This window comes from Pseudoalteromonas sp. S1609 (assembly GCF_005887255.1).
Taxonomy (GTDB): domain Bacteria; phylum Pseudomonadota; class Gammaproteobacteria; order Enterobacterales; family Alteromonadaceae; genus Pseudoalteromonas.
Window position 1 is genome coordinate 29,862 of the sequence record NZ_PNDJ01000004.1, and the last position, 16,176, is coordinate 46,037.

Genomic DNA, 16,176 nt, shown 5'->3' on the forward strand with positions numbered 1-16,176 from the left:
AATAACGTTAGGTTAAAGCAAGGTTACTTGAGATAATTATGCTTGAACCCATTATTTAGGTTATATATGAAATTATTAGTTCGTAACTTATCACGTGCCACTACTGAGCATGAACTTCGTACGTTATTTACGGCTCACGGTAAAGTGACCACCTGTAACTTGGTACTCGATAAAGAAACAGGCCAATCTAAAGGCTTTGCCTTTGTAGAAATGCCTAATGACATTGAAGTTAAAGGCGCAATTAAAGCGCTTAATCAAACCACAGTAGACAAAAGCAAAATCCGTGTAAAACTAGCGGATGCTTAATAAGTAAAAATTGAGGTGTTGCAAGTTAACACATACTTTCAATATTTAACCTCAATTTATATTGCTCAAAGTTTTAGTTATGACGCTTTGAGCAATATAATTAATTGGGTTTATACCTGAGTCAAAATCCCTTTTAAGACCTGCTGCTTACTTACTATATCCTTGTATAAGGCAAATTGGTTTTTTGCGCGATCTAAGTTGTGTCTCTTATGTTTAACGCTAAAGTAATTATCACCATCTATATAATCAGTTAAAAATCGTAAGCCAATCATAAAGGGCATCACTTTAGCACCTAACCAAAAGCTTTGTTTCTCGGCGGGCGTCAATACCGCCTTTAAGGGCTCAACATAGCCTTTAACAATCGCTGCAAAAATATCTTCACGAACACCTACCTTTTCAAGCGCCGTTGAATCTTCTTGCTCTGCAGAGCAAAATGTTCTGACCATATCACCAAAATCGTTAAGCCAATAACCAGGCATACAGGTATCTAAATCTATCACCGCTTTTGCATTATTAGAGTCTAAGCAAAATAGCATGTTGTTTATTTTAGTATCGTTATGGCACACACGAATAGGCACTTTTCCCTCAAGGGCATTAAGCTCATCGATAAGTGAAAGCTGCGACAGGCAAAAATCAACCTCTTCCTGACAATGAGCCAAACGTTTATGAGGATCGGTGCTAACAACTTGCTTGAAAACTTCTGCACGCATGGCCAAGTTATGAAAATTAGGAATAACCGCATGTAAATTGTTCGCGTCAAAGTCTTGTAGCGCTTGCGCAAATTGGCCAAATGCATTGGCCGCTGTTTGTGCCTGGCTAGCAGTATTAACCACATCTTCACTATAACTGCCACCAATAAACTCAAGTGCTCGCCAAGTATCATCATCATTATTAACTAAATAGTCATTCTGAGTCGTCGCTACATGGCGTACTATTGCTAGATTGAATTCACCTGCTTGTTGTTTTTTACTTAAGTGTTGCTCTATTAATCGCGCATTATCAACAAGTAACTGTGGTTTTGGAAACACCACCGTATTGAGCTTTTGTACAACCAGTGACCGCTTCGAAGTACTTAATAACATAGTAGTATTTATATGCCCACTGCCTATGGGTTTTATGCTCGCATGCTTCTCGTCAAGGCCAAAACTCTCAGATAAATAAACTTCTATAGGAACTGTATTCATTTTCTACTTCACTCTTTTCGCCCAAGGCGACAATAATTTAATAGCTACGCTTGACGTAATGCGCACAAAGTAGCCGCAATGGTTGTCAGTTCTGATTTATAGGTAACACCAAACCAAGGCTCTTTTGCAGTGTATACAAATACAGGCTGTGCTTTTACATTAATAGCTTTCTGGATTTGATCAGGTAAGAAGTACTCTTGCTGAGTATTCACGTTATATTGCTGTAAAAACGTTTCAAAGCCTTGTTGCAAATAGTCAAAAAAGCAGGGGGTGATCCCCCAAAAACTCATCGAGCCTAGGGAGTTTGGGCTAATTTTATCACGTAAACCCTGTGGGTTATCGCCAAAAATATGCTCAGACTGTTGTTGAATATTCAAATACTCGGTTACGGCAACAAGCTTTCCATCCGCAATTTTACATACCCCACGATTAACACCACCGTGCTCAGAAAGAGTATCAATAATCGGATACCCTACCATTGCCCATTCAGCGCTTCTTTTAAAGTGCTCACTCAGTAATACAAACGAAGATTTGCCATAATAGTCATCGGCAGTGATCACAATAGCGGGGTTATTAATGTGGGCTTTGGCACACAACAGAGCATGACCTGTGCCCCAAGGCTTTACTCGCTGGCAAAGTGTTGCTTTAAATTGTTCGGGCACCTTTTCAATGTGTTGCTCCACCAGCACCACATCAATATCACTAGGTAATCGGGGCAAAATAGTACGCTCTATTTCACTGCGTACCGCTTGGTTTATGATCAGCACCACCTGCGTCACGCCTGCAGCATGCGCATCAATAATACTCAGCTCCATAATAGTGCAATTTAGCCCTGGAATTTCTGCAATTTGTTTATTGCCACCAAAGCGACTACCTAAGCCACCTGCAAGCACAATTAAACTCAGTTTATATTTTTTCATTTAGAGTCTGCGCATTTAAGAGGGTAATTTATCAAGCCAAGTTTGTAACCACGGCTCGGTGACAGGCCAAGGCTCAAAGTCTTCACAGGCATCAATTTCTAGTCGGTTACCCACAGGTTTAGCTTGTAAGTCACGTAATAGTTCATCAAAGCTACGCCCTGCTGCGCAAAACGTATCACCGTAGCTTCTGTCACCCATGGCTACAATGCCAAATGGTTTATTGGTTAACATTGGAAACGTACTGTTAAGCTGATTATAAAGCTCTGCCAAGTTAGCGGGTATATCGCCTTGTCCTGTTGTTGAAGTAACTATTAAAATATGCGTCGCATTTTTTAGATCTTCTAAACTTGGCTCTGCAAATACGCTTACCTGATGGCCAGTTTGCTCTATAGTATCGCTTATTTGCTCACTTAAACGTTCAGCACCACCATACACGCTGCCTACAAAAATACTAATATGTGCCATTAATAATCCTTTTCTTCACTTGGCCACCCTAACTGTTTGCAAATACTCAACATTGCATCACCTAGTAGCGCTTTAATTATTATCGATTCATTACTGTAAGGATGTACAAAACGCAGTTCTGTAGCAAATAACATTAATCGTCTAAGGGAGAAATGCTCTCTAAAAAACTGATTATGCTGGTTATCACCATGGTTAACGTCGCCAATTATCGGTAACGACAAATGTTTTAAATGGCGACGAATTTGATGTTTACGCCCTGTTTTAGGAAAACACTCTACCAAAGAATACCTAACCGTTGGGTATTTTCCTATGGGAATAGGCAACGCAGCTTGGTGCAAACAGTTAAACTGAGTTTGTGCTTCTTGAGCATCTTTATTCTGATCGGCAAATTTATCAGCGATTTTGTCTAGTTCTTCTTTTAACGGTTTATCTAAAAAAACAGATTCAGGCGCAAATCCGCGTACCAAAGCTAAATAACGCTTTGAGATCGTGCCCTCAATAAACAACTGATTCATATCACGCGCGGCTTCTGAGCTTAGAGCAAACAGCAACACACCCGATGTCGGCCTATCAAGACGGTGCACAGGAAACACATGCTGACCGAGTTGATCGCGTAGCATTTGCATTGCAAATTGAGTTTCATGCTTATCTAAAAAGGAGCGATGAACAAGTAAGCCTGATGGTTTATCAATCGCTACATAGTTCTCATCTTGATAGAGAATGTTCAGTTCGCCGTATTCAACTGGCGCTGGACGTTCAGTCATCTGGCTCTCCAAGCAATGAATCTAATTGCGTCAGCAAAGAAATAATCTCTTCGCTTCCGGACTTATCAATGAGTGTCATTTGCGCCATAGGAGCAATCGCAAAATTACGCGGTAACGGTTGTTTCATTGTAATAATCTGTTGAATTTTTTCTATAAATACAAACTGTAACCACTGTTCAAATGCAAGCGTATCATGGCAAAAAGGGACGCTTGAATGCAACAATGCAGAGTCAATCGGCTCATTCTGCCAAAGCTGATACTTTTTAAGTAGCGCAGTTAATTGTGTTAAATAGAGTTGGGTTTGCTCAGTCATAATCACCCTTTACTTTGTATATTGCACAATTATACCCTGTTCCCTCAACAGTCGCTATGGCGTATAATTAGCGTAATTTTGTAGTAAAAACAGTTGGAAATTCATGAGTGAACATATAGCCACATTAGGCCAGCTTTTAGACGGTGCAGGAACTCAATGGCGTGCTTTTGATATTGGCAGGCATATTACCAAGCTTGATAAACAACAATTTTTAGCTGTTGAACAAGCACAAGTTCCTTACCCTTACCCATTAGCAGGCCATGCATGGCTAGCGATTCAATTTTGGGACAGTAAAGCTAGCAAAGAACCCTATGTGTGGTTTTTAAAATTCCCACTTGATGAACAAAGTAAACTCGTTAGTGCCAGCCGCGACCACTTTGCAGACATGGTAATTCAAGCACTAGGAACAGAAATTACCGGCGAACAAGCCGATGGCAAACTCGATAATAACCCTTACGTATTTACTCCTAATGCTAATAAATTAGCGGCGTTTAATGCACAAGTTAAAGTGTTATTAAAACAACCAGCCTCACAGTATTATGAGCATGCCCAGCTTTATTTTAGTGGCCAGATTGGTTTTGATAATTGGCAAAGTGTGGCGCTACAAGGCATTGCTGATTTTGCTTATCGCCTCAACAGTGCTGATAACTTAAAACACTTACACGCTGCGTGGCCTAATTTACCTGTTGAAGTATTACAACCATTAAGCGCAATGCTTGAACACATCGAAATACCACCCACGTTAAGTGAGTTATTGTTAAGTTATGGACAAACCGCCCTTAAGAATAATGATGTGGTTACGGCTTCTGCCGCGCTTCGCGCCATATCATCAGGGCAAGCAACAGGGCTTAGCGCACAACTGGTTGACTGCGCTTTAGAATCTACGCTTGGGCAAGACTCAGACATTTTATTAACTATTGCAGGTCGCTGCTTTAAACAATTAGAAGAGCCACAGCGTTTGCATGTATTTATGGATAACTGTGCGCACCATGAGAAAATAGCTGAGTTATTTCCCAGCATTTTTGCAGATTTAGTTGCAATTCCAACTATTCGCCCACATTTATTAGCATTACTACGTAAAGAAAACAGAAGCGAGACGTTAGCTCGCGCAATTGGAAGGTTATTCTCTTAAATGGCTAGTTTATGGACGTTCATACTTATTGGGGCTGTAATTTATTTTTTTTGGCTAAATCGTAAAATAGCCGAAGCAGCGAACGTTCATGCCAAACGCCAAAGTGAGCAATTGCAGGTACAACTAATGAGTGTGGCTTGTAGCAAGCGTCGGTTTGGCATTTTAAAAAGTGGTAAACCGGGCATGAAAAGCGAATTTATTTTTGAATTTTCAAGCGATGGTGAAAATGCTTATCAGGGAGTGTTAATCATGGAAGATGAAAAGCTAAAAAGTGTGGTTGTGCCACCACATAAGATATAATTTTTGTAAACAAAAAACCAAGGCGTAACCTCAGTTACGCCCTAATTGCCAACATCCTGTAAGGCATCCTTTACCTGATCCTTGTTTATCATCCACTGAACGAGCAAACTACCGTGTTAGCCCTCCATTGCATCCTGCAATATCCTCTTGCCGCCTTGGCCGTCCTGCGTAAACTAACGCTCCTGCAATATCCTATCGCATCATCCTTGGTATCCTTTAAATAGCTCCTAGCTATTTTAGTACTTCATGTACTTCCTGTTTCATCCTTGCATCCGTGTTAACTTGTCCTTTACGCTTCCTGCTAGTCACTACTATGCTGCCTGATTCCATATCCATGGCATTAGCTCAGTCATTGAGCTATGTCGTCTTGACAAAGTAAAGTTTAAACCAAACGGCTGGGTATAATAGTGAGGAAAACTAAAAAATTTAATGTCACAAAATTGAAAAAACTAAAATAGCTATAAATAACAGAAGCTTGATGCTTATAAACGGATAAATAATGGATTTAAACTGACAAAGAGCACACTAATGTAGGATATATCTCACACTGGTGTGCCCGATTTGGAACATAGGCTTACAGATACGCCATTATGAACAACTACCTTTATTGAGCATTAGCAACTTTAAATAGTAATTCACCCTTAACTTGGTTAAATGAAAGTTGTTTAAAGTGCTCAAAGCCTTGCGATTTAAAAAATTTCGTATGCTCGTCACGAGTCACAAATACCGCTATACCAGAAGACTCAGGATTATCGTGTATTAAGCCATCTAAACCTTTAAGTAAAGTGCGACCAAACCCTTGCCCGTGAAAGTGTGGATCAACCGCAATAAACGCTAAAAAGTAATAATTCCCTTGCGGCTTTAAGGCGTCACGAATGGTTTTTTCTTTTTCAATTAATTGATTCGTTTGTAAATAACCTGCACTTAGCATCAGTTTTAATCGCCAATGCCAATAACGCTCAGCTTGTAATTGGCTATTTGACTCAAACACACAGGCAACCGCTTTTAATTTATCATTGCGGTAAAGGCCGATTAAAGGCTGCTTCTCTTGCCAAAAGCTACTGAGCTCTTCACGGATAAGTGCACGTAATTTTTTTTCATAATCGAGCGGGTTGTCTTCGTTATACCCTAGCAGTGTTTGTAAAATAGGATCGTTTTGATATGCCTGATATATCAGGCTGGCTGCTGTGCTTATATCCTCTGGTGCAATATGCTGAACACTAAAGGCGTCTGTCGATTCTGCTGTGGCTGTCATTTTATTTCCTTTGTTATTTTACACCCCCATCGTTACGCCAAGTAACGCATAAGGGATTAATTTTGAACTACAACGATGACCAAATGCTTATATAACTATATACCTAAGTGAGACAAATAAGCGAATTTACATTTTAGTTAGTACGCTCATCCACTGCATTGAGTCAGATCATGCTTTAGCGACTTACTATTGAGTAAATAAAGCATAGATTCAGTAAGGGTTAAACTGGCTAGATATACCATTCCCCCCTAGAGTTAATACATATTAATTCATTTAGGAGCATTATTATGGATACAACAAAACATACTATTAATACCTTGTTCGCCCAACTAGGACTGCCGGATTCGGATGCGCAAATAGATGCATTTATTGCCTCGCACTCCATTGCCGATACAACCTTGTTGCAAGATGCTCCCTTTTGGGATGAAGCCCAACAACATTTTATTGCCGAATCGCTAGCGGTTGATGGCGATTGGAGTGAAGTAATTGATGAACTAGACGTACGTCTTCGTCAAAAATAATTAATTTTATGGCGCATTTTAATGTGCCTTAGCCACTTTATTGATACCATACCCGCTCGCAGCGTCAATGTTGCGAGCTTACTTTATAAAAGAGTTATAATTGAATGAATGCTGCTGTATTTGAAGCTATTAAAGTCCTTCTTGATGAAGGCAAAGTTCCCACTGTTGCACTAACTAAAAGTCGTTTAACAACACCGACCCCAATGCCGGTTATTATTGCTGCGGTGAGTCAATATAAGAATAATCCTGATTCAATTTATAATTTAATGAAAACCCCAAAGCAAAGTGCCAGTAATGAAGGTCAAAACAGCTCTCAATTAGATAGAATTGAGCAAAAGTTAGATCAATTACTTACACTGCTCGCGCCAAAATAATTTGAGACTATAAATGTTTGTTGTTGATTTAACATTTGATTGCTACCAAGACACCACCTTAGAGCAAGCCGAGCAAGCAATAAACCGCTTGGTAAATGCATTACGTTTTAATGGCCAAATCATTGGAGAAGAATTTCCAACGGTGTTAAAAGATGGCTATTTTATAACACGCGTTATGTGTCCGACCGAAGACGCTATGCATCCACTTAACAACAGTGAATTTGTAAAACACAGTGTTGAAAAGCTTCATGATGCAGGCTTGTTAGCACCTAAAGTGAAAATAATAGGTCAAGACATTCATTCAAACGGCGCCGATGGTTGTAAAGAGCCCTCAAGCTATATTTTATATACTACCTATGTGCACACCTGCAGCCCACTGTATTGTGGCGATGACTTTTTACCCGTTCCGCTATTTAATATTCCGGCAATTGCCAATGGCGATTATAAAACCCTGATTAAATGGCAAGAAGATTGGCAAGCATGCGATCAAATTCAAATTAATGGCGCAACTCGCTGTGAATTTCCTGCACTAGAGGAAATAGCCAGCACACAAAGTGATTTGTATCGCCGAGGTAAAGATATTAGCAAACGCATCAGCTTTTTAACTAAAAAGCCAGTTTACTATTACTTATACCGTGTAGGTGGGGTTGATAAAACCTCGGAGCTTAAGCGTAAATGCCCAAGTTGCCAAGGTGAATGGAAATTACCTGAGCCGTGGTTTGGTTTATTTGATTTTAGGTGTGAGCCGTGTGGTTTAGTGTCTAATATTTCATGGGATTTTCAATAAATCCCATACTTAAGGTGCTATGTCTAAAACATCACACCTTAAAATTACCTTATAATTATACTGCCAACGACGCTATAAATTCACTGAGGTTTTTGGCGAGTACATAATGTGGCTTTTTACCTACATACTCTAGGCACACCTCACCTGTTTCCACTAATACCGTAACAAGTAAATCATCTTGATCAGTTAAACCAATAAAAACACTTGGCGCTTGCTTTAGCTTTCGCTTCATTAAAACATGACCCGTGATATTTTGTTGCAGTAAGTCAAAGTCATCCTCATTCCACGCTTGTAATAATTCTACTTGATGGCCATCAACGCTGGCTAAAATACTGCCAGCAAACATATGGCCATAAAACTGGCTAAGTTCATCAGGAAATTCAAGCTCTAATGCGTTAGCGAGATCAGCCAAAGAACCTGTAGGCTCTCTCACTATCGCTTGCCATTGAATCATACCGTGCTCATCGGCTGTGCCTATTTCACAAGGACTTGGCCATTGCTCATCGTGGGCGATGAGTGGCTGCTTTTGTGTATTTTTGATAGTTTTTTCACTAAAGCGTTGGTGAAGTTGGGCTAATTGCATTGCAACAGACATACTGTGAAACTCATTTAATTTAGATATAATGTCCCCATTGTAACTATTTAAGAGCAAACATGACAGATTACAGCAATTCTCCCGATCTTAAAGGCAGCGTACTTGGTCAATCTACTGAGTATGTAGATCAATACACGCCCAGCTTGCTTTTTCCTATTGCTCGCAAGCTTAATCGCGACGCGTTGAGCATTGATGAAGCCGCATTACCATTCAAAGGCCAAGATATTTGGACCGGTTACGAACTATCTTGGTTAAATACCAAAGGCAAACCACAAGTTGCGGTGGCGATATTTACTTTCGAATGTCAAAGTAGTCACATTATAGAGTCAAAGTCGTTTAAGCTTTATCTGAACAGCTTTAACCAAAGTCGCTTTGGAAGTATTGACATTGTTAAGCAACATTTAATTGACGACTTATCAAATGCGGTAAACAGTCCGGTAAAGGTAACCTTATACAGCGCTGATGATTATAATTGTATTCCTTGCACACCACTTCCTGGTGAGTGTATTGATGAGTTAGATATTGAAATAGATAACTACCATATTGACGCACATTCTTTAAAGTCACAAAGCGATAAAGTGGTTAGCGAAACCTTGCATAGCCACTTACTTAAATCAAACTGTTTAATTACTTCGCAACCGGATTGGGCCAGCATTATTATTCGTTATACTGGTGAGCAAGTGTGTCGTGAGTCATTATTACGCTATTTAATTTCGTTCAGGACCCATAATGAGTTCCATGAGCAATGTGTAGAGCGTATTTACAGCGACCTAACCACTCAATTGAATATTAAAGAGCTTGAAGTTTACGCGCGCTATACGCGTCGTGGCGGCCTTGATATTAATCCATATCGCTCAACGCATCATAACGATACCCCTTTTGCGGTAAAAATAAACCGTCAATAAGCTAAACAAAAAAGGAGCCTGAGGCTCCTTTTTTTAATCGTTAAGTTGCTTAGTTGGTACAGGCATTCCACACACATCAATGTAATTATGGCTATACGCAAACCATTCCTCACTACGACTACCTCGTGCTGAAATTAACTGTTTAAATGCATCTGAGTCTGTTTTCATTACTTTAAATCGGCTGTGATCGCTGCTAACGTCGGCTAATACTTGTAAATCTGTAATAGGATTAAACTCGCTACCACCTTTAGGTGTGCGCGCTAGCTGATGAAAATGTGCAATACCTGTAAGTACTCGCCCAAATACGGTGATATTTTTGTCTAAATAACGTGGACCTTGCCCTATGGTGACAAAAAATTCCGTGCTGGCACTATTAATATCGTTGCCGCGCGCCATTGCAAATACACCATGGCAATGAATTTGCCATGTTTGATCACGTGTTTCATTTTGCGCCACCGCAAAACCATTTAAAAATCCGGTTATTGGTGCATAACCATCCCTACCCATTTCAGTTATCATAAGCGGCTTATTCGTGGTTAAATAAAACTCGGCAGGTAATGTGCTATTTTTGGTTTTAGTTAACTTTTTACCCGTGCTATCACCACCTTGAGCAACAAACCCTTCCACAAAACGATAAATATGAGTGCCCTGATAAAAGCCCTGTCGTGCCAATTCTTTAATATTAGCACTGTGTTTTGGCGCAAGCGCTGGATTGAGCTCAATATACGCAGCACCGGTAGGTAGGGTTAGTTTTAAAATATTCTCAGGATCAACCCATCGCCATTGCTCATCTGTTGTAGCAGCAATAATCTCACTACTGGTTAGGCTTTTAACTGGCGTTGATGGCAAAGTGCTTTGCTGGACACATCCGCCGAGCAAAGCCGACGCTATAATAGTGATTACGAATTTTTTCATACCTTTTCCTTTTTATTATTGGTATTGGTAGATAAAGGTTAATCCCAATTGAATTTATACAGTATGTCGACATTTTGATACAGGCCACTGGTTATTTCTATATATAACTTCGACATTAGCTGATAACGCACTGCCACTTCACTGAGCGACTCAAATACCCCCACGCTATATTTAACCTGCAAACTCGGTGCTAAATAACCTGATATTTCTACCTTTGTTTGCTCGCCACTCCCTTTAGAGCTTAAGCTCACATCTGACAAGCCAAACGATTCACCGACTTTAGACACTAAGCTTTCGCTTCGGCTCACTCCTTGAGAAAGTAGTAATTGAGTTAACATTGCATCCGTTGAACTGTCGCCCTCCCCCAATGGTTGACCATTCAGCAAATACGCTAGGGCTTGTGCTTGGTCCATGCCCGGCTCTGAAAATACTTTTAAATTTGGCTGCTCAACACTGCCAGTTAAAGTAACACCTGCAATAACACCATCGGCGGTATTATTTGGATTGCGAATGGCTTTAATATTTAAATGAGGCTTATCTATTGCGCCACTGAAACCAATTTGCCCGGTTCTAATTATTAAGTCTTGACCAAATGCCAAGTAAGTTCCTTCAATTAGATTAAGCTCACCAATGGCAATAATGGGTGAGTCTTGGCTCATTTTTATATCCATATCACCCACTACTTTAGACTCAAGTCCAAATGAGGCTACTCTGACATCATTTTTAACCGTTACTTTTAAATCAATATCGTAGTTAAATGGGGCTTTTTTAGTATTTTGCGTAGTTTGATCCAAAATTATTTCATCATCACTAACCTGTACAACCCCCTCTGGCAGCTCTTCAATTTCTATTCGACCATAAGGCACTACAACATTACCTGCCAGCTTAAGTGCATTGTCAGCTAAACTTATTTTTAACTCTGGTGATACTTTAAACACCACGCCTTGTTGCGCTCTTACAAAAAACTCACTGCCGACTACATTCATATTTACAGCTGGTTGTTCACCTTGCCAATCAACATTCCCCGTTAATTTTACCTGTCCGCCTTGAGGGTCATTTAAATCTCCCTCAATGGTGGCGGTGGACTTATTAAACGCCACATTAATACTGGAGTTTTTAAGGGCAACAGGCAGTTGTTCACCTTCTAGGTTGATATTCTCTATGTTTAAATTTCCCTCTAACAAAGGGTCTTTTAGTGTGCCTGCTAATGCAACTTGCCCATGAATGGCGCCATTAAGCTGCTCGAAGGTGTATAAAAAAGGCTGTATATCAGACAATAAAATTTTATCAATTTGAATATTACCGTTAAGCGTTTGCTTATTTCGAATATCATCAATATCAACTTTAGTCGTTACTTTACCCAAAACACTCGATTCTATGTTAGCTTCTATTTGGCCAACCTTAGCATCAGAAAAAGCGCTTATGTTTAGCGTTTCTATAGGTAGCGTAAATCGATCTTTTTCGTTAATAAGTACCGCGTTAAGCCCTGATGAATTTAAATTAGCGCGTAGAGTTTTAAGTGTGCCAGCTTGCCAATTAGCAGCAAAGTCTCCCGCTATATCACCACGTGTTATTATATTATCTGGTAACCAATGTTTTAGCTCTCGCAATTCAAGATTGGCCAGTTTTACGTTAAGCTGGCCTAATTCGCGGGTTTGATTTAATCTATCAATACATAACTTACTATTACTCGATTGCCAACAATGCGCACTCACATTAAAGTCGCCCGTTTTCGAATCTATAGTTACAGCTATATCTTTAGCATTTTCAAAGCTAAGCGTTTTATCACTTATGCTAATATTACTGAGTTCACCTTGCCAAATCGCGTTAGCAAGTTTGCCATTTAGCTCAAACGTAGCAGCCCCAGCATCAGCATCAATAGATGCACTTAGTTGGTGATCGGTTTTATCACCACTACCAACTATTTCCACTTTATTAATTAAGTGATGCATGACACGCGCTGAATCAAGAGTAACGCTAATATCTGTTTGCCAATCGGTAGCGGTGTCTAACTGTGCTTTTAACGCCAACTTATTAATATTAATATCGTCATAAATAAACTGCTCTAGCTTTAACGCTAAATCAACTGCAGGCGTCAACCGCTCGCCTCTTATACTTAAATCTGCTTTACCATTAGCAATAAACGGAAGCTTTGCCTCATCATTACTTTGCAGCGCAATAGCCCCATTAATCTGCCATTGCTGATCGACTTCACCTGTTAAGGTTAACCTATTTGTGCCACTGCTAAGGTTAAATTTTTTTACAGTGGCTTTAAGTTCATCATTTAAGTTAAATTGAGCAGCAAAATTAAGCGGTACATCATTTAGTAACCCGCTTAATTGGGTGTCATCCATACTTAATTGCCAGCTATTTAAACTGGTAACAAATGCCCCTTTAAACTGCCCTGAAATATCACTGGTAAGTGTGTCAGTGAGGTATTGCGCTTTTAAACTCGATAGCGCGCCGCTAAAGTTAGCACTAACCCCATTTTGCCAGTCGATATTCGCTTGGATAGTAGCTTGGCTCTCATTCGCTTTAAGGGCTAACTTTTTTAAGTTTGCTTCGCTCAGTGAGCCATTAATTTGACTGTTAATATTCACAGTTGGATAAGCACCTAACTGACTATTACCAAATAACGATAACTGATAATCGTTAGCATTGCCTTGTGCGGTTAATTTTACGTCGGTTATCTTTAACTCTTTACTTGCTGTTTCGATAATCCACTGCTCTACATCGCCATTAACACTAAATGGATAATTTGGTTGTTTAAGATTAGCCGTAGCAGCTAGTTCAAAAGGAAATGATTCACTGCTTTTTATATCTACATTGAGCTTTTCTAAGTCTCCGCCTATTTGTATATTGGCATCATAACCATGCCCTTTTAGACTGATATCGCCATTAATTGGTAAGCGGCCTTTAAGCTTTGCGTTAAGTGCAGTATTAAGCTGCCACTGCTGATAATTTGCAGACAATGAAGCAACGTTAATCTCAGAACCTATTAGCTTCATTTGTAGCGCAATATTAATTACCACATTTTGCTGTGCATTCTGCGCCACTGTGAACTGCGCAATATTAAACTGTTCTAGGTAAATATTGAGTGGCGACATAAATGCGATATTAGGTAATGCTGGTAACTCAGTAATTGGGGTAGAACTGGCTGTATTTTCTCCAGGCTGCTCTTTTAACGCGATTAAAACACTCGGAATATTCACGTTTTTAATTTGAATATCAGCACCTTGTGCCTTTGCAGCAATCTCCATATTATTAACAACTACGTTTGCACTTGTGTGATTTAACACAAACTCACTGACCGCTAAACGCTTAAGTGCAATATTAAATGGCAAACTGATTTGTTCCAACGGTTCGTTAGATGTATCAGGAGAATTAGATGACGATGCTGGTAAGTTTAGTTTTATAGACCGGGCACTTAAGTTATCAATACACATACCATCACAGTGCCACCAAAATAAATCTAGTTTAAGCTGCTGAGCATCAAGTAATAAACCGTCACGCTCAAAGCGAAAATTAAACGCATCATTATATAAAAAACGCCCGCTTTTTATTTCAATTTTTAAGCCGTCAACTAACTTATTGGCGCTATAAGCAATTAGCTGGTTACCTGGAGCTGTAAAAACAACGCAAAACAATGTCACTAATACAGCAACAACTAAGGTGCTAAGTGCTGCAGTGACTTTTTTAAATACAGACATTAAATTTCCGGCCCTATGGTAATACTTAAACGAGTGCTTTTGCTTTCTTTAGTGAGTCCCCACGCATGATCTATTCTTATTGGTCCTATAGGCGTTAAATAACGAAAACCAAACCCTGCACCTATTTCAAATTGCTCAGAAAAATCATTGGTCGCCGTCCCTCCATCAACAAATAAAGCTGCTCGCCAGTTTTTGGCAAATTGGTAATTATATTCAGCAGTCGTCGCGATTAAATATTTACCGCCGATGCGATCCCCATTGTCATTTTCTGGTGAGATTGATTGATAAGCAAAGCCGCGCACACTTTGATCGCCACCAGCATAAAACCTTAATGAATATGGAACATTGTTAATATCGTCAACTAACATGGCCCCTAAGTTTGCTTTTAAAAACACAAGGTGCTTATTAAGATAAGTGCGCAACCATGCATGCTGTAATTGCACCCTAACAATATTGGTACTAGAGAGTACACTATCGAGACCAAACTCTGCCGATATAGACCACTGCTCTCCCGAATAAGGGGTGGTTCCTCCCTTCGATTGCTTTCGGGCATAACTGACACCTGGTAATAACATTTCTGTGGTGCGTTCTAGCCCGTCGCCAATCCGATAGGTTTCTTGCTCGCGCCTGATAAATGCAGTTCTTATCCATTTTTGCTCGGTGAGCCATTGCCTTTGCAACTGCGCTGTTAAAATTTCACTGTAAATATTGTCGGCTAATTCATCTTCGAGCTTATAGCCTGCTGATAAACGCCATAAATCATCATTCGGATTATTAACAGGGATGGTATACGCCATAGAAATATCTTGTTGTTTTTTTGCAATATTAAGATTGCTTTCTAGGTAGTGTCCTTGCTCCGTGATCCATGGTTTACTCCACTTAAACCGTACCTTTGGACCCAATTCGGTATTGAACCCGCCACCAATTTCGTAGCTATTCGCGGGCTTATGTAATACGTCCACTTTAATAGGCACTTGGCTGTTTTTTCTAGCTGAAATATCAGCGTAAACACGCACGCTTGTAAAATAAGGAGTGCTCGATAAATCTAGGTTGTAGTCAGCAATCTTAGATGCTTTATAGTGCTCACCCATTTCAAACGGGGCTAAAGAGCGAATATATTTTTCTGCTGGGCTTTGATTGGTAATTAACACATCACCAAAGCGATAACGCACACCACTTTCAATGGTAAAGGTAATAATGGCGCTGTGTTTTTTTAATGACACTTCAAATTTTCGGGCAGGCCATTTTGCGTCAAAGTAACCATGCTCCAACAAAACGGATTCAATTTTTTTATAGGCTGCGCTATACATTCCATGATTTAAAATGTCGCCTTGCTTTAACTCTAAACTTTCAATAACTTGCTGAATTAATGGGTCATGTTTAGCTTCCCCGTTAACGCTAATATTAAGCGCCTCTATACGGGTTGCTGAGCCGCGCTCAATAGTCGCAACGAGTTCACGCTCATCTTTATTAAAATCAATAGTTACATTTGGACTGTAATAACCTAATGCCTTTAAGCTATCTTCAACTTGCGTTTTAGCGTAACGACGCAGTGAGCGCGTTGGTTTTTCACCCACTAAAGGTTTTAAATAAAGAGCAACGTTGTTTTCTAACTCTCCACTAATTCCTTTTATTTCATAATCTTCAATTTTATTGTCAGCTGCAATAGCGAAAAAGCTCAAAAATAAGCAAAAACAAATAACGGATTTTAAAAACTGATTGAACAAGTA

The 16,176-nt window shown here is 39.7% G+C and carries 17 protein-coding genes; 7 read left to right on the plus strand and 10 right to left on the minus strand.

Going from position 1 to position 16,176, the window contains the following annotated elements; translation table 11 throughout:
- The first annotated feature begins 66 nt into the window (after window positions 1–66).
- Window positions 67–306, plus strand: coding sequence for an RNA recognition motif domain-containing protein (locus CWB76_RS01155; protein ID WP_008109433.1), 240 nt, complete (start codon window positions 67–69; stop codon window positions 304–306).
- 110 nt (window positions 307–416) lie between these two features.
- Here CWB76_RS01155 and CWB76_RS01160 read toward each other — a convergent pair whose 3' ends face one another.
- The 5 genes from CWB76_RS01160 to CWB76_RS01180 are packed head-to-tail and all read right to left on the minus strand — an operon-like array spanning window position 417 to window position 3,952.
- The gene (locus tag CWB76_RS01160) at window positions 417–1,490 is read right to left on the minus strand and encodes a phosphotransferase enzyme family protein (protein WP_138604995.1); all 1,074 of its coding nucleotides are present in this window, start codon (window positions 1,488–1,490) and stop codon (window positions 417–419) included.
- Between the two features lie 44 nt (window positions 1,491–1,534).
- The gene (locus CWB76_RS01165; RefSeq protein ID WP_138604996.1) at window positions 1,535–2,410 is read right to left on the minus strand and encodes a glycosyltransferase family protein; all 876 of its coding nucleotides are present in this window, start codon (window positions 2,408–2,410) and stop codon (window positions 1,535–1,537) included.
- Window positions 2,411–2,425: 15 nt separating this feature from the next.
- Complete coding sequence (locus CWB76_RS01170) at window positions 2,426–2,875, minus strand: flavodoxin (RefSeq protein WP_138604997.1); 450 nt, start codon at window positions 2,873–2,875, stop codon at window positions 2,426–2,428.
- Window positions 2,875–3,639 carry a tRNA pseudouridine(65) synthase TruC gene (gene truC / locus CWB76_RS01175; protein WP_138604998.1) on the minus strand — a complete coding sequence of 255 codons (765 nt, stop codon included), beginning with the start codon at window positions 3,637–3,639 and terminating at the stop codon, window positions 2,875–2,877. Before truC ends, CWB76_RS01170 begins: the two co-directional genes overlap by 1 nt.
- The gene (locus tag CWB76_RS01180) at window positions 3,632–3,952 is read right to left on the minus strand and encodes a YqcC family protein (RefSeq protein WP_138604999.1); all 321 of its coding nucleotides are present in this window, start codon (window positions 3,950–3,952) and stop codon (window positions 3,632–3,634) included. The genes truC and CWB76_RS01180 overlap by 8 nt, the downstream gene beginning before the upstream one ends.
- Window positions 3,953–4,055: 103 nt before the next feature.
- On the opposite strand from CWB76_RS01180, the gene CWB76_RS01185 reads away from it, so the two are divergent.
- A complete protein-coding gene (locus tag CWB76_RS01185; protein WP_055012793.1) occupies window positions 4,056–5,084 on the plus strand; it encodes a DUF3549 family protein in 1,029 nt (342 codons plus the stop codon).
- Complete coding sequence (locus CWB76_RS01190) at window positions 5,085–5,384, plus strand: DUF3301 domain-containing protein (protein WP_008109417.1); 300 nt, start codon at window positions 5,085–5,087, stop codon at window positions 5,382–5,384. It begins immediately after the preceding gene.
- Window positions 5,385–5,988: 604 nt separating this feature from the next.
- Here CWB76_RS01190 and CWB76_RS01195 read toward each other — a convergent pair.
- Window positions 5,989–6,639 (minus strand): GNAT family N-acetyltransferase, encoded by a 651-nt coding sequence (locus tag CWB76_RS01195; RefSeq protein ID WP_008109415.1) that lies wholly within the window; start codon window positions 6,637–6,639, stop codon window positions 5,989–5,991.
- Window positions 6,640–6,926: 287 nt separating this feature from the next.
- Here CWB76_RS01195 and CWB76_RS01200 point away from each other — a divergent pair, with 287 nt between their 5' ends.
- The 3 genes from CWB76_RS01200 (at window position 6,927) to CWB76_RS01210 (ending at window position 8,321) form a co-directional block, all read left to right on the plus strand.
- Complete coding sequence (locus CWB76_RS01200) at window positions 6,927–7,160, plus strand: DUF2789 domain-containing protein (protein ID WP_010388246.1); 234 nt, start codon at window positions 6,927–6,929, stop codon at window positions 7,158–7,160.
- Window positions 7,161–7,264: 104 nt separating this feature from the next.
- Entirely contained in the window at window positions 7,265–7,534 is a 270-nt protein-coding gene (locus CWB76_RS01205) for a hypothetical protein (RefSeq protein WP_054202444.1), read from the plus strand.
- Window positions 7,535–7,547: 13 nt separating this feature from the next.
- Window positions 7,548–8,321: a Zn-ribbon-containing protein gene (locus CWB76_RS01210; RefSeq protein ID WP_138605000.1), complete on the plus strand. Its 774-nt coding sequence runs from the start codon at window positions 7,548–7,550 to the stop codon at window positions 8,319–8,321.
- Between the two features lie 55 nt (window positions 8,322–8,376).
- Here the strand turns inward: CWB76_RS01210 and syd are convergent, their stop codons facing one another.
- Window positions 8,377–8,916: a SecY-interacting protein gene (syd, locus tag CWB76_RS01215; protein WP_138605001.1), complete on the minus strand. Its 540-nt coding sequence runs from the start codon at window positions 8,914–8,916 to the stop codon at window positions 8,377–8,379.
- Between the two features lie 59 nt (window positions 8,917–8,975).
- Here syd and queF point away from each other — a divergent pair, with 59 nt between their 5' ends.
- Window positions 8,976–9,821, plus strand: a complete 846-nt coding sequence (gene queF / locus CWB76_RS01220; protein ID WP_055012787.1) for an NADPH-dependent 7-cyano-7-deazaguanine reductase QueF — start codon at window positions 8,976–8,978, stop codon at window positions 9,819–9,821.
- A gap of 33 nt (window positions 9,822–9,854) precedes the next feature.
- Here queF and CWB76_RS01225 read toward each other — a convergent pair whose 3' ends face one another.
- From CWB76_RS01225 to CWB76_RS01235, 3 genes are read right to left on the minus strand one after another with little or no spacing between them, the layout of a single operon-like run.
- Complete coding sequence (locus CWB76_RS01225) at window positions 9,855–10,736, minus strand: peptidylprolyl isomerase (RefSeq protein WP_138605002.1); 882 nt, start codon at window positions 10,734–10,736, stop codon at window positions 9,855–9,857.
- A 38-nt stretch (window positions 10,737–10,774) separates the two neighbouring features.
- Window positions 10,775–14,446 carry an autotransporter assembly complex protein TamB gene (gene tamB / locus CWB76_RS01230; RefSeq protein ID WP_138605003.1) on the minus strand — a complete coding sequence of 1,224 codons (3,672 nt, stop codon included), beginning with the start codon at window positions 14,444–14,446 and terminating at the stop codon, window positions 10,775–10,777.
- Complete coding sequence (locus CWB76_RS01235) at window positions 14,446–16,173, minus strand: autotransporter assembly complex protein TamA (RefSeq protein ID WP_138605004.1); 1,728 nt, start codon at window positions 16,171–16,173, stop codon at window positions 14,446–14,448. The genes tamB and CWB76_RS01235 overlap by 1 nt, the downstream gene beginning before the upstream one ends.
- Window positions 16,174–16,176 lie beyond the last annotated feature (3 nt).

Bases quoted from the DNA above. Each gene is read 5' to 3' on its own strand.
- CWB76_RS01155 (WP_008109433.1), top strand. From the start codon at position 67: ATGAAATTATTAGTTCGTAACTTATCACGTGCCACTACTGAGCATGAA.
- CWB76_RS01160 (WP_138604995.1), bottom strand. From the start codon at position 1,490: ATGAATACAGTTCCTATAGAAGTTTATTTATCTGAGAGTTTTGGCCTT.
- CWB76_RS01165 (WP_138604996.1), bottom strand. From the start codon at position 2,410: ATGAAAAAATATAAACTGAGTTTAATTGTGCTTGCAGGTGGCTTAGGT.
- CWB76_RS01170 (WP_138604997.1), bottom strand. From the start codon at position 2,875: ATGGCACATATTAGTATTTTTGTAGGCAGCGTGTATGGTGGTGCTGAA.
- truC (WP_138604998.1), bottom strand. From the start codon at position 3,639: ATGACTGAACGTCCAGCGCCAGTTGAATACGGCGAACTGAACATTCTC.
- CWB76_RS01180 (WP_138604999.1), bottom strand. From the start codon at position 3,952: ATGACTGAGCAAACCCAACTCTATTTAACACAATTAACTGCGCTACTT.
- CWB76_RS01185 (WP_055012793.1), top strand. From the start codon at position 4,056: ATGAGTGAACATATAGCCACATTAGGCCAGCTTTTAGACGGTGCAGGA.
- CWB76_RS01190 (WP_008109417.1), top strand. From the start codon at position 5,085: ATGGCTAGTTTATGGACGTTCATACTTATTGGGGCTGTAATTTATTTT.
- CWB76_RS01195 (WP_008109415.1), bottom strand. From the start codon at position 6,639: ATGACAGCCACAGCAGAATCGACAGACGCCTTTAGTGTTCAGCATATT.
- CWB76_RS01200 (WP_010388246.1), top strand. From the start codon at position 6,927: ATGGATACAACAAAACATACTATTAATACCTTGTTCGCCCAACTAGGA.
- CWB76_RS01205 (WP_054202444.1), top strand. From the start codon at position 7,265: ATGAATGCTGCTGTATTTGAAGCTATTAAAGTCCTTCTTGATGAAGGC.
- CWB76_RS01210 (WP_138605000.1), top strand. From the start codon at position 7,548: ATGTTTGTTGTTGATTTAACATTTGATTGCTACCAAGACACCACCTTA.
- syd (WP_138605001.1), bottom strand. From the start codon at position 8,916: ATGTCTGTTGCAATGCAATTAGCCCAACTTCACCAACGCTTTAGTGAA.
- queF (WP_055012787.1), top strand. From the start codon at position 8,976: ATGACAGATTACAGCAATTCTCCCGATCTTAAAGGCAGCGTACTTGGT.
- CWB76_RS01225 (WP_138605002.1), bottom strand. From the start codon at position 10,736: ATGAAAAAATTCGTAATCACTATTATAGCGTCGGCTTTGCTCGGCGGA.
- tamB (WP_138605003.1), bottom strand. From the start codon at position 14,446: ATGTCTGTATTTAAAAAAGTCACTGCAGCACTTAGCACCTTAGTTGTT.